At 54.1% G+C, this 13736-nt stretch carries 10 protein-coding genes and 1 pseudogene; 7 read left to right on the top strand and 4 right to left on the bottom strand.

Annotated elements, in window-relative coordinates:
• The first annotated feature begins 29 nt into the window (after positions 1–29).
• The 3 genes and pseudogenes from JMJ16_RS08000 to JMJ16_RS07990 form a co-directional block, all read left to right on the top strand.
• Positions 30–1382, top strand: coding sequence for a Dyp-type peroxidase (locus tag JMJ16_RS08000; RefSeq protein WP_201380067.1), 1353 nt, complete (start codon positions 30–32; stop codon positions 1380–1382).
• Positions 1383–1486: 104 nt separating this feature from the next.
• Positions 1487–3916 (top strand): FUSC family protein, encoded by a 2430-nt coding sequence (locus JMJ16_RS07995; RefSeq protein WP_201380065.1) that lies wholly within the window; start codon positions 1487–1489, stop codon positions 3914–3916.
• A 194-nt stretch (positions 3917–4110) separates the two neighbouring features.
• Positions 4111–4332: pseudogene (locus JMJ16_RS07990) on the top strand (IS6 family transposase); the annotation flags it as partial.
• 104 nt (positions 4333–4436) lie between these two features.
• Here the strand turns inward: JMJ16_RS07990 and JMJ16_RS07985 are convergent.
• Positions 4437–4853, bottom strand: a complete 417-nt coding sequence (locus JMJ16_RS07985; protein ID WP_201380063.1) for a hypothetical protein — start codon at positions 4851–4853, stop codon at positions 4437–4439.
• A 319-nt stretch (positions 4854–5172) separates the two neighbouring features.
• On the opposite strand from JMJ16_RS07985, the gene JMJ16_RS07980 reads away from it, so the two are divergent.
• Positions 5173–5514, top strand: coding sequence for a DUF2071 domain-containing protein (locus tag JMJ16_RS07980; RefSeq protein ID WP_236601262.1), 342 nt, complete (start codon positions 5173–5175; stop codon positions 5512–5514).
• A gap of 321 nt (positions 5515–5835) precedes the next feature.
• Here the strand turns inward: JMJ16_RS07980 and JMJ16_RS07975 are convergent, their stop codons facing one another.
• On the bottom strand, positions 5836–6498 hold the full coding sequence (locus JMJ16_RS07975) for a hypothetical protein (protein WP_201380061.1): 663 nt from the start codon (positions 6496–6498) through the stop codon (positions 5836–5838).
• Between the two features lie 459 nt (positions 6499–6957).
• Here JMJ16_RS07975 and JMJ16_RS07970 point away from each other — a divergent pair, with 459 nt between their 5' ends.
• From JMJ16_RS07970 to JMJ16_RS07960, 3 genes are all read left to right on the top strand, one after another.
• Positions 6958–7620 (top strand): RNA polymerase sigma factor, encoded by a 663-nt coding sequence (locus tag JMJ16_RS07970; protein ID WP_201380059.1) that lies wholly within the window; start codon positions 6958–6960, stop codon positions 7618–7620.
• Positions 7617–8771, top strand: a complete 1155-nt coding sequence (locus tag JMJ16_RS07965; protein ID WP_201380057.1) for a DUF5667 domain-containing protein — start codon at positions 7617–7619, stop codon at positions 8769–8771. The genes JMJ16_RS07970 and JMJ16_RS07965 overlap by 4 nt, the downstream gene beginning before the upstream one ends.
• Before the next feature lie 94 nt (positions 8772–8865).
• Positions 8866–9246, top strand: coding sequence for a PleD family two-component system response regulator (locus JMJ16_RS07960; protein WP_236601261.1), 381 nt, complete (start codon positions 8866–8868; stop codon positions 9244–9246).
• 160 nt (positions 9247–9406) lie between these two features.
• Here JMJ16_RS07960 and JMJ16_RS07955 read toward each other — a convergent pair whose 3' ends face one another.
• Together JMJ16_RS07955 and JMJ16_RS07950 are read right to left on the bottom strand one after the other, a co-directional pair.
• Positions 9407–11344 (bottom strand): protease pro-enzyme activation domain-containing protein, encoded by a 1938-nt coding sequence (locus tag JMJ16_RS07955; RefSeq protein WP_201380053.1) that lies wholly within the window; start codon positions 11342–11344, stop codon positions 9407–9409.
• Between the two features lie 330 nt (positions 11345–11674).
• Positions 11675–13618, bottom strand: coding sequence for a glycoside hydrolase family 3 protein (locus JMJ16_RS07950; RefSeq protein WP_201380051.1), 1944 nt, complete (start codon positions 13616–13618; stop codon positions 11675–11677).
• Between the last annotated feature and the right edge of the window lie 118 nt (positions 13619–13736).

Raw genomic sequence — 13736 nt, 5'->3', positions numbered from 1 at the left:
CTGGGACAGCGACACCAGGAGGGCCAACCATGCTTGAATTCAACGACATCCAGAGCGGCGTGCTCCACCCTCGTCCGATGCCGTATGCCGCAACGTACATTCTGCTTCGCATTGACGATCGCGCCGCCGGGCATCAGTTGCTGAAGCGGCTCACACCCGCGATTGCCTCGGCCGCCGATCTGACTGGCCCTGCAGGCGATGCCTGGGTTGCGGTGGCGCTTTCCACTCACGGCCTCAAGGCGTTAGGCGTTCCCCAAGCATCGCTGGAGAGCTTCTCACCGGAGTTCCAGCAAGGGATGGCGGCACGCGCCGCGGAACTGGGCGATGTGGGCGAGAGCGCTCCTGAAAAGTGGGAGTGGCCGTTGGGCACCTCCGAGGTCCATCTCGTGATCGCTGCGCTCGCTCCTGATCAGACGCGCCTGGCGAAGGTCCTCTCTCCTGCAAGACAGGCCTACCAGCAGATGCCTGGCGTGAGGGCGATCTACCGACAGGACTGCTATCAACTTCCCACGGGGCGCGAACCATTCGGCTTTCGGGACAGCATTGGTCAACCGGCGATCGAGGGGAGCGGTCTTACTGGGAGCAATCCACAGGAAGCTCCGCTCAAGGCGGGGGAGTTTATCTTGGGGTATCTCGACGAGGCGGGGAGGCTGCCTCCACAGCCCCAGCCCGAGGTGCTGGGCCGCAATGGGTCGTATGTGGCCTTGAGAAAACTGTATCAAGATGTCGCTGCGTTCCGCCAATACTTGGCGGCACACACCACCAGCGCGGTGGAAGAAGAATGGCTGGCCGCCAAGATGATGGGTCGCTGGCGTAGCGGTGCGCCCCTCGCACTCTGTCCAGAGTATGATGACCCAAAGCTCGGTGCCGACCCACAACGCAACAACGATTTTCTCTACGCTGACGATGACCCCAAGGGCCTCAAATGCCCGCTTGGCTCGCATGCACGGCGCATGAACCCGCGTGACCAATTCAAGCACGAGATCACCCAGGTCAATCGTCATCGCTTGATTCGCCGCGGCACAGTCTATGGCCCGCTCCTTCCAGAAGGGGCCTTGGAGGACGACGGAGCTGAGCGTGGCATCATCTTCGTCTTCATCGGGGCCTCACTTTCGCGGCAGTTCGAGTTTGTCCAGAGTGAGTGGGTCAATCAGGGTACCTTCATTGGGGCACCCAGCGAGAAGGATCCGATTTGTGGGCCCAATGACGGGACGGGTGTGTTCACTATTCCCAAGCAACCCATCCGCCAACGTCTCCACGACTTGCCGCAGTTCGTGACCAACCGTGGCGGGGAATACTTCTTTCTGCCTAGCCTGCGGGCTTTACGGTGGCTGGCGGACGCCGAGTATGTTGCCGAGGGAGGAGGTGGAGCCGAGCGCTAGCCGAGGCCCAAACCGATTCACGACAGTGTTGACCCATACTTCTCGCATTGATGGCATACCACTGGCATTGCCAGTGGTAGAAATTGGCGAGGAAGGAGAGAGTGATGGAGAGGATGGCGGTTCTTTTCCGCAGCAACTCCGGCGCCAAGCCAAACCCGGTCAAAGGCTTCTCTACCGCCCTGGCGATGTTCCTGCCCCTGCTTGTTCTAACCATGCATGGTCAGCGTGCATTTGGTGTCCAGGTCATGACCGGTGCATTGCTTACCTCATTCGGGGACGTCGGCACATCGTACCGCACCCAGGCATGGTCGCTGGGAATGACCGCCGTTGGCGGCGCGCTCATGACCGCACTGGGTCGACTCATCGGTGGGTTATGGTGGGAAGAGATCGTGGCGATCTTCCTGGTGGTCTTCATCAGCGGACTCCTCTCGGTGTATGGTCGGGCCGCGGCTGTAATGGGAGTGCTTTTGACGATCCCGTTCGTGATCTCGCTTGCGAAGCGTAGTGGTCCGGCAACGGCGCTGCCAGCGGCGGGAGGCTTTCTGCTTGGTGGGGCGATCTTGATGCTGTTGGCGCTCTTGTTTGCATGGCTCCAATCACACCGGAGCACGCCGAGAAACGACGTGCGACCGAACAGGTCACAGCCACCACGCACCACGCTCCCTGCGCACCTCACGTTGACCTCCCCGCTACTGCGCTTTAGCTTGCTGCGTGCAGTGGGAGCTGCAATTGCAGCAGGAAGCGGCTGGACCGTGGGAGGGTTGCCGTTCTATTGGGCGGCCCTCACTGTCATTATCTGTACCCAGCAGGATCAGAAGGTCTCGCTGATGATGGCGCTACAGAATGTCATTGCGACGTTCCTGGGTGCGCTGCTGGCAGCAGTAGTGATTGCCGGTGTGCAGAACGCATTGGTAGTAGGGCTGATCGTCGTGGCGATCACGTTCCTGGCATTCACCGTAAAAGACCTGAACTACCTCCTGCACCTCTTCTTTTTCACGGTCCTGCTCCTGCTGCTCATCAGTATCGGGACGTCAGGTCAGTCCCTTGCCGTCTGGCGAGTGGTAACCATCTTGATCGGTGTATGGATCGTCCTCGTGATTACCTTTCTGTGCCACAGGAAGATGCCGCCCACCTTCGACCCAACCTATGTCCAGGGCGTTGTAAAGCCGTTCCTCTACAGCTCCATCTATCAGGGCGAACGGCCATTGCTTCCCATGATCGACCTCTCTCTGAGCAAGGAGGCGGCGATGCCAGCCCACCTCGTCGGGATGCTCTATGACAATTGGGAGCTCAATATGGAGGAGGAGGGACTTACGGTCTTCATCCAGGGGTACCAGAAGCGCGGACCACACAACGAGCGAAAGAGGATCTACTACTCGGCTGTCACGCCGGATCTGTATGGTCCGATGTACTCGGACAAGATCAAGCGCTTCCTCGATTCCCTCTTTGACAAGCAAAACGAAGGCAAGCCACTGATGCACCAGTACTACCAGAGATACTTTGACCTGTACTGGGACCTTCACCTTGGCGTCACGGGGGACGACATTCCGCCCGAGGTCAGGCTGATCGGCCAGAGCTTTGTGGCTGTCGTCAGCTTCCGGTACCCGATCTTGCAGGTCGTCCATGACAACTACATGCGTGTGCGCCAGCTTCGTCAACTCCTTAAGGATTGGATTGACCAGCGGGTGCAAGAGCTGATCGACGGTCATGTGCCCAATCCCGAGAAGACTCTGGTCTACTACTGGATCAAGAACGGCGCGCTAGGGGAGAACTTCAGGAGGAAGGACATGGTCTTCGAGTGCTTCCATAACTTTCTTGCCTTCAGCCAGTGGGGCAATACGCTCTATAACATGATGACCCGCTTGCAGGCAACCAATGAGGACCCGGCTGTCCGCTCCTGGTTTGAAAAGACGATGAAGAGTGCTCCCGATGAAACGGACTACTCCGCATTCAGCAGGCTGGACCGTTTCGTGATGGAGCTGTTCAGGACCATCTCGCCCAACCGCGGCAGTACCTCAGTGCTGCCTGCTCAGGAACACGCTTTTGGCACTGGGTTCACTGGCCCCAGCACCATTATTACGCCTCACCTGGAAACCAGCAGAGACCCTCTTCACTGGAACAATCCCAATGACTTCGACCCGGACCGCTATAAGCAGGCTCCGACGAGTGAACAGAACGACGAAACTAGGTGTAAGCAAGTTGGGTTGGCTCAATGCCCCTTCAGCAGGGAGGCCTTTGGAGTCAAGGATGGACGGCAGGCTTTGATCACCAACAGCGCGTTTGGCGCAGTGTACGCACGTGTCGATGATCAGACCTATCCAGTGTGCGACGATGCCGGATATGCGCCATTCGGCTTCGGGTATCGCCGTTGCGCGGGTGAGTTCCTCACCATTGGTTTCTTCAAGGATCTCCTAAGAAAGGTATGGAGCGAAAAAATTACCTTCACCAGGCTCAACATCGACCCCGCTGAGTTGGTAGCAGTGGGACCGGCAACGGTTGTGCCGGACAACATTGGCTTCAAGAGGGCGCAATAACAGGTTGTGTTGCAAGAAATGGCAATGATGGGGTACTGCACTGTCAAGTGAGGTTTGCAACAGAAGAACATATCTGTTCTCCTTGAAGCTCAAGAATATCCATGCAAGGAGACACAGATGAGAGAGCGCCCTCACAAATATGAGATGACCTTGAGCGAAGAACAACGCTTCGTGTTACAGCAATTGCTTTCTGGCATCGAGCTGAGAATTCCCATCAACCGACACGACAACGAGACCGCAGCATGCGCCGCTTCACATCCCCTGGTCATGCTCAACGCTTTCTCTCTGCCTTTAGACCCATCTCAGACCACTTTCGACCACGACGACATCGGCTTCATGCGTCAGCATCTCGTGCGCTCATGCGGGAGCAATTTCAGACATGGAACGACATCACCAGCATGCAGCAAGCTGCGTAGCGAACGCAATGCCCCTTACCTTGCACTTCTTTTTCTCTTCATGGGCCCTTTTTCAGAAAAACGTTTTGCTCTGATCAATAAGTTGACAATACCTCAAGCAGTGCTCAACAGCCTGGGCCATTCTGGCTGGCAGTCCTTGTTTTGTTGTTAAGCATCCACATGACTATATCCCCATTATAGAACGTCACGCGAAAGACATGATATTGGCGGCCAGGATTAAAGACTGTAGGCTGTCCACCATTGTATTGTCCTGGGAAAATTTGATTCATAGATCCTTGAGGAATGGTCACTGTATAGGTATCCAGGATATGAGGATGCTCATTGAGGAGTTTCAGCTTATCGACTTCATCTTGTAAACGTTGCCGCTTGCGTTCCGAAGTGATCTGCGCCGTCGGCCAGTTTCTAATAAATATTGGTTGCTGAGTATCTTGCGCCATTCCTCGATAGAGAGTACTGTAGGGACCTCGAAGGACGGTCGCTGTTATTTCATATCCATGAAGATGGATCTTTTCTTGTGGCACAGCAACTACCTATAGCAAAAACAAAAATATCACGAGCTCCTCATCCAGCACCTACTTTTGCCTCCTGGCTTGCAAGCTCGCCTCCGGGAAGTGTGTAATATGTGTGTGACACCAGGCATTTGCTCGTAGTCACACACATATGACACCCGCATTTGCCTTGGCTTACGAAAGCAGGCTATAAGTAGCTAGAAGCAGACAAAAGCGTATATGCATATCTACATATGCACGCAGCGAAAATTCCTCTTCCCCTGAGTTTGGCTGTCGTCACTCTCATGAAAGAGAGAAGTGAAAGCTGTTTTCCAAAGAGGTTAACGTACGTATGCAAACGCTACTCCAAAATACTGTCCATCGCCCCTATCCCTTGCCCGATACGTGCTGGATCATGACCCAGACCTGGAACGATCTGCTCTTTTCACACTGGCCAATTAAGCCTGCTCAGTTGCGACCTCTGATTCCGCCGGAGCTGGAACTGGACACCTACGATGGCGAATGCTGGGTTGGGGTGGTTCCCTTTAGCATGGCACATATTCGCCTGCGCACCCTCCCCGAGTTTCCCGCAAAACCAACTCAAAGGATGCTTTACCTCTATTGGTGGCTTTTATTACAACAAAATGGCTCAGACCAGATGTGGTATGTCCACATTTGGGTAAGTTCTCGATAACGGGTATGTGAACATCAACGATCTAAATCCTGTTCTTCGTCCTCATCTGCCAACACGGACTCAAACACCCCTCGATGTAAGTACAGGGCAACGACATCCGCAGGAGTAAATGCATCTGCAGGCAAAGCCGTGAAGAATAACTCGTAGACCACCCCGCCGCGTGTGGTGTCAACAGGAGCCTTGGTTGAGGAAAGACGGGGAACGCTACAAGACGAAGGCTACGGCAGATAAGACAAGGATGCGAGCAAAACAAAACGTCTCCTCGCCAGTAATGCAACTGGCGAGGAGACACATACGAACTACCGAAGAAAAGGGCGGGGACTAATGATGTGGTGTTGGTGTCGCTGTTGGTTTGCCCGTCGTCCCGCTACTGCCATGATCGGTTCCGTTAGTGCTTCCGTTGCCACTATTGCTGCTCCCAGGGGTCCCTTGCTGGGTCGGCGTATTCGCTTTCACACAAGCGGAAATGGGATCATTCGCGCACGTTTTTAGCGTCGCTGCGATGTATGTATTGAGTGTCTCGTCGCTAAGTTTCGCGTTCGCGGCGTTTTTATCCTGCCCAGCCAGGGATTGAGCGTAGGTGAGTAGATCCTCAATTTCGCCATATCCGAGCGCATGCTTGAGCCCTTTGTAGGTCCCGGTATGCAGCGAACAGATCAGTTGAATGCTGGCGCTCTTGCTATCCGTGCTCAGTGAAAACTTCTTGGCCAGATTCTGGGCTTCAGAGAGCCCTGGGCAGTCATTCTTCTGATCACCTGGCTGATTGTTTGTCGTACTCGTCTCGCTCTTGCCGTTCTGATCTTTGCCATGTTGTGTCGCTGGCGTCGAGGTCTGGGCTGGAGCAGTGATAGATTTTGTGATATTCTGTCCCATTGGGGTTGCTGCGAAAGCGGCTGTCCCGCCACCAACAACCACCGCGCCCAGCAGGGCTGTGACGACAAGTTTGCCTTTGAGGGCTGCTACGATGGTGCTACCAATACTCATATGTCGTACCTTCCTTTTGTCTCAAAAATAAGTTCAATCAGTTGCACGTGTTCTCGATGAGCGCATGGTAGGAGAGATGTTCCCCTCCACCTCTCCTACCATGCGCTCATCGAGAACACGTGCTGAGCAAGATAAGGCCTTTTCTGGTGCCTGCTAGACTCCTTACCTGCACTTGCGTTGTTCAGTTAGAGAGTGGTCTTTTTTTTTGTTTTGGTTACGGCCTCCATCCGAAATAGTTCTTTTGGGGACACCTTTGGACACAAACATATGCAGATCCTCGACGAGTTGTGCCTGCTCGGAAGAGCGTAACAGACATTTCTCCCCCTCCCATAACCACGAAGAGCAAAAAGACAACTAGAAGAGTGTAAGAGCACAGCATTATTTAGAAGGGAAGAGACGCGTATGGTTTCCTGGCCATGGTCATCGGAAATGGTGACTTCGGCACATGAGGAGCAGAACATGGTATTTGATCATCTCCTCAGTTCTGCCAGGCAAGGCGAAGGGGAGGCACTTGGAGCGCTGTATCGTCACTTTCTCCCAGGAATATTTGGGTATATCGCCGCCCGTGTTCCTGACCGTTTTGTGGCGGAGGACCTGACATCCGAGGTCTTTTTAAAAATGGTTGAGGGAATTCACCGGATCAAGGCCAGAGAAGAAGCCGGTGTTGCGGCCTGGCTTCTGGGCATAGCCCATAATATCGTCGCTGGCTATTATCGTGGGCAGGAAAAACAGCCTCCACTTCTCTCATTGACACCAGTGTACGAGATGAGCGAACAGCATAACTTTGACGGCCATGCCTATGCCTTGCCAACACACCATCCCGAAGATGATCCTGTCCATGTCTTTGAGACACGCGATGAGTGGCAACGTGTCGTACAAGCGATGGAGAAGCTGACCGAGGAACAACGACAGGTGCTCGTTGGTCGATTGATTCTGGGATATGATGTCGCGACAGTCGCCAAAATGATTGGGAAAAAGGACAATGCCGTGAAAGCACTGCAATTTCGTGCATTACAGAGCTTGCAGCGCTTCCTTCATCCACCCACACCAGACAAGCAGCAAACGGAAGGAGCCAAAGCGCCCCGGCGTCGCAAGGTATCCAAACAGGAGAAACGATCATGAAAACCCACGCAGACGATCTCAATCAACGCCTAGAGCAGCAATGGGCACAAGAGCACCGTTTCGAGAACGCTGAGCTCGTCACTCCTGCTGGCCCTGGCAGTACAAAGGATGAGATCGAAGAACTGATCACTGTGGCACAGTATGTGCGCAGTCATCCTGCACTCCAACCCGATGGTGCCTTCGCCCAACGCTTAGAGGGGCGAATTCGTGCTCGCGCATATACTCTCCAGCAAAAGCGAGCCACTGCTCCATGGTGGCGGTTACACTCTCTACGACCATTGGGCGTACAACTGGTACTGGCTGCTGGGGTGTTCCTTTGTCTCGTGTTGGGTACAGGTGTTGCGATGGCGGCGCAGGGAGCGACACCCAACACTCCGCTGTATGCGGTGAAAAGTTGGGTACAGCAGATGCAGATAACCTTCACGACATCCCCGGCAGACCAGGCTGAACTCCGTCTGCAGATCGCACGCGATCACCTCTCTGGCTTGAAGACAGTGGCGACCACCTTGCAGGAAGATGCCTATACCCGTGAACTGACGACCCTGGAGCAGCAGCTTGCCACGGCCTCTCACTCCATTCACGCCGTTCCAGCTGGCAAAGACCATGATCGTCTCTCCCAGGAATTCGCAGCGCTGCAACAAGATGCGCGTCAGACGTTACACGCGCTATTGCCCTCCCTGGAGCGTCCAGAGCAAGTGGCAACCACGGCAGCGCTGGAACAGTTGGGCGAGCAGGTCACGCATCTGCAGGCCGTCTCGATCATCGTCTCCCTTCCACCTCATGCACAGACAACACTTCTGCTGACTGGAGAACACTTTCAACCAGGAGCGCAGCTCTGGCTGAATAATCAGCATGTAAGCGGCACAGGGACGCTGCAACATGGGACCTATGTGTTTCTCGTCGATTGGAACAGCAAGCAACCAATCAAGACAGTGAGCTTACTTAATCCCGATGCGACCGTGGTTCAGACAACGGCGATTACGGTCTCTCCTGCGTCAAGCGGTGGTCAAAATGGGAATACGAATGGACAGGGCACAGGGAAAAATGGTCCTGACACGACTGGCAATGGGGACAATACGCATCCTCATGGTCCTGGCGATACGAATACTGGTGGGGGAAAACCCAGTGTGACACCAACTCCCCATCACTAGGAGGGATGGAATGACGCCATCCAGTGGATCACAGAGAGGATACATGAACGGTTAAAAGAAAGGCACACATCAGGAAGAAGATATGGAGAATGTCATGGTGTCGCAGAGAAAGCCAACGAGGTTCTTGCTCATTGTGGAAGAGAGCGAAACAACATGGAAGGTGCTCCAAAGAGCGATAGAGCAAAAAGCGAGGTATCTCACGCTCGTTGCAAAGACGAGTGAAGAGGCCATCCGCTTTGCGCGCAACATCCAGCCATCGCTTGTTCTCATCCAGTATCATCTTCCCGATCTGAATGGGATAGAGGTATATCATCGCCTCAAAGCAATAACACCGGAGAAGACCCTACCCACTATCGTCATCGTGAAAGAGGGCGAAAAGGTGCGTCATGAACCCCTTCCAGAACTTCATCTGCTTGAAGAGCCGTATTCTTTGGACATGCTGCTTCAACTCTTGAAACATCTCTCAAAGGGGTAAAACGGATTTTTGCCTCTGAAGACGTGCATATGGAAGCACTCAGCAACCATTCCAAGGTTGGTTCTCAAACCAAAGCGGGGAAGAGCTACGTATCAGTAGCTCTTCCCCGCTTTGACCATGCGGGTGCTCATTCCTCCTTTTTGTGAGATCAACAGGAGCACTAGTGGCTCAATGCACTCAAGAAGGTTTTGGTCGGTGTTCCAAGACCGGTGATATCATCATAGCTTGGGGTTGTCTGCAAGCTGAGCGTCTGATTCATCGTTCGCAAGGCATAGGCTGTGCCAGCGCTTGCATCGACACTATTGACATAGTTTGCTCGCACCACAGCCACGGGAGATACCGGGCTCACGATATCAGTGAAGGAAGCGGTCCCTGCCAGGCTATACAAGAGCGGGTTGGCAAACCCATGGGGGTGGCCAGCGGCCTGATCTGCCAGGGCCATAATGCCCGCCATAATAGGCGATGACAGGCTCGTCCCACCAATGCGATATTCCGCATACTTGACTGATCCATCAGGGAATGTTTGGGTCTCGCCGACCAGGTAGCCTGTGTTGGGATCGCCAATGGCGGCGATATCGGGGATCGCACGACCAGTGCGTCCCTGGGTATGAAACACCGAAGAGGACACGACACCCTGCTGATACGAGGGCTCGGAAAACAGCGTACTGACGCCACCGCCTGATCCGTAAATCCAGTCTCCAGGCGGAGTGGGTGACCAGGTTGAGCCTGTCCACGAGGCCGTGGTGCTTCCCCAACCAGTTTCAAAGAGGTAGTTGTTGTTGGCACCGACTGCCAGGCTGGTTCCACCAACGGCGGTAACATATGGGCTTGAGGCAGGCCAATCTGTCGTTCTGTACCCTTCAATGAGCGACTCATCACTATTATCGCCAGACGAAAAGTAGATGCCAATGCCCTCAGCGACTCCCTGCAGGATCGTATCTTCAAAAGGTTTGATGTATCCAGCAGGTAACAACTCCGAGTCAAAACCATAGGAGTTGGTGACAATCGAAGCCAGTTTCCGATCAACCACCTCATTGAGGGCCGCGTCGAGATCCTGGAAGCTATTAGGTGCGCCAACGTACACGATGTTGGCCGCAGGTGCCATACCGTGAACAGCCTCGACATCCAGGGTCTCTTCGCCATACCACCCTTGCGGATCTTGCTTGAGCCCAGCCTCGGGATGATGATAGGTGCCAGGAGCCACAACTTGCGAAAACTGGCCTGACTTCATGGTTGGTAGCCCACGATTGGTCGACCACTGGTTGACATCCTGGAGAATGGTCGGGGCGGCAAACGCATCGATGATCGCCACGGTCTGACCACTGCCGTCATAGCCAGAGATCCCGTAGGCTCCCTTGACCTGGTCGGGGGTATACCCACATGGCGCATAGGGGAGGGGACCCGTTCCATATGGATTGGTGAATCCGACTGCCTGTTTCTCATTCCAGTATGTTGAACAGGGCTGGGCTGACACGAACGCGGGTGGAGGGGGCGCATTCCCATCAACGGCATGGTTGGTATGGACAAATTGGGCGCTGTCATCAAGACCAAGCACCCCCGTCACCACATCGGCAATGGAACCTGGGATTGAGATAGTGGAGGAGGGTGAGCGTAGGGTTAGCCCCTGAACATTGTACATGCCAAAGTTGGCACTAAACGCAGCCTCTGCCTGAGCTACCGTGCCTTCAGCCGAGACATACCGGTTGTTCGTAGGGGCATACACAACGTTGAAGCCCTGATTGCGCAACCAGGACCGAACCGCATTGACCTGCGCCTGTGAGGGCGCGAACTGCTGACGGAATTGGGCGGGGGTGAGGTACTGCCCATACGATGGGTTATGTGGATCGGAGACCGCCTGAGCAAGTGCCTCAACGGCGGACGGATTATTCCAGCCAAGGTAGAGGCGGAAACCAACAGTGTCGTTTGGATTAGCGGCTTTCACATAATTCTTTGCGTTTGCCCATGAGGGGATACTCCCAGCAAGGAGTGTGCGCCCTGAGGACGCTGCGCGGACCGAGGGTCCGAAATTGCCGAACAATGCAAAGCAAGCGAGTGAGAGCGCGATGGCAATGGTGAAAAGACCTCTTCTGGTTCTCACGTCTTTCCTCCTGTCTATGGAAGACAGTGCTAAACAACCTGAAAAAATAAAGCTTCGAACAATGTATGCGATTGAGTTCTCCGTACCCTCCTATGAATCGACCAACATCTATATATATGACGAAACGGCGCAGTTCTCTTTTGATAACATATAAACACAAAATTCCATCATACACTCTATATGCACTGCGCTTCGTGAAAACACGCTATTCCTCAGATAGAGCACAAAACCGAGATCCCTGTCAGATTTTTGGTCTTCTCTTGCCCTCAAAAACCATGAAACCCGCTCTCCTGAAATCTCAGAGGGAGTGGGTTTCATGGGTCTCTTCGATTAGAAAGGTGTGATACCATACCCATACGGGAATAAGGCACCCGTGCAGCCATTATTCTGATTACAGGGTTCTTGCGTCACCGCATTCGGCCAGGTATAGGTCAATTTTCCTTGAAAACCGTAATCGCCAAACAGGACATCGGTGATGCCTTCGCCTTCCGTTGAGCCGATCCACGAGGCAACAAATGCCGAGGATTGGTTCAGCTGGGTATTGATGATCATCGGACGTCCCGAGAACAATAACACGACGCACTTCGTGACGCGACTGCACACGTCGGAAACCGCCGTTGCGTCGCTGTTGCTGAGTGCCAGGGTATTCGTATCACCATTGCCTTCAGCATACGGCGTTTCCCCAACCGCGACGATTCCAACATCTCCTTTGTAATTTCCCTTCGTGCGTGTCCCAACGAAGTTGAGTTTCACCGAAGATGACAGTCCTGCCTGCTGGATGGCCTGCCAGAGCGTTGTTCCAACAGTGGTGGTCCCGCTTCCCCCCTGCCAGGAGATTGACCAGCCACCTAACTGGTAGCCCAGATTATCCGCATGGCTGCCTCCCACCACCAGGGTATAGCTCCCGGTTTTTGATAAGGGGAGGACACCGTTATTCTTCAACAACACTTGCGATTCCCGCTCCGCCTGCCGTGCGACCGCGCGATGTGCCGCCGACCCCACATTCGGAGTATAGCTGCGATTCGTGGAGGGTTGCGTAAACAAGCCTAGGGCGAACTTCTCCGTCAAGATGCGCGTGACCGCATCATCAATACGGGACATCGGAATGTTCCCTGCCTTGATTTCGGTATCGAGGGTGCTGATGAAGGTTTTATACTTGTCCGGGACCATCACCATATCGATGCCAGCGTTAATCGCGGTACGGACGTCATAGTTATAGTCCGAAGAAATCTGGTCGATGGCCTGCCAATCTGAGACCACGAAACCCTGGAACCCTAAATTGGGTGTACCGTAGCTGTCTGTTCCCGTGCCTTTCAGCTTGGTTGTGATCAGATACTGGTTGGCGTGGTCTTTGAGTCCATTCCAGCTACTATAGGAGATCATCACCGAACCAACTTTGTTTGAGACCGCTGATTGATAGGGTGGAAGATCAATGGCATCCAACTGCTGCTCAGAAATCTGCGCATCACCCTCGTTAAGGTACGGTGACCCGGTCCCCCAGGCAGTATGACCATCGCCGATAAAGTGTTTTGCCGTCGCCAGGATATTGGTCGGTCCCAGCGTGCCATTCGTCCCCTGGAAACCCACGATGGCAGCGGAGCCATCAGTCGCATTATCGGAAGGATTCTCGCTATAGCCCTCATACGTGCGTCCCCAGCGAATATCCTGTGGCGTACACACACATGGCGCAAACGTCCACCGGACACCAGTCCCTAACACCTCGTCACGGGTCACCTGCTCGACCTGGGTGATCAGAGCAGGATCATGCATCGCTCCCAACCCGATGTTATGTGGAAAGAGCGTCGTGCCATACACATTGTTGTGTCCATGGACCGCATCAGCGCCGTAGATGAGTGGAATACCCAAACGGGTCTGGAGCGCGTAGTTCTGGAAATTGTCTACCATATCTGCCCACTGCGTGGCGCTACCGCCCGCGCCATTCGGACCACCACCACCACCGCTTAACACCGATCCGATAAAATAGGTCGTAATATCGGTTATCGAGTTGCCAGCCTGGGTAAAAGCGTTTTTCTCGACCTGGGTCATCTGCCCCTCTTTTTCAGGCAGGGTCATTTTCGAGACACAGTCACTGGGGGAAATGCATCCGGGAGACAGAGGAGTGAGCAGCAATGCTGTTCGAGCATTTGCAGCAGAGGCTGGTAATACCAATTGCCATAGCAGCAATATCACAATCACAGGGAGAGTTGTCGTGGCGAAGCGCCTCGGGCGGCAATGTTCGAGGAATTTCAGAGCGAAAGATGTACGCGTACGCATAAACATCTCCTTTTCCTTGACCGCTGATCAAAACGTGACGACGGTGTACCGTTGAGTGAATGCGATTCGACGCTTACGATTGTTTCTCCCACATTTCAGCAAGAACAGGTACTCTGGA

The organism is Ktedonobacter sp. SOSP1-52, assembly GCF_016587395.1.
This window is presented reverse-complemented; position numbering and strand designations above follow the sequence as displayed.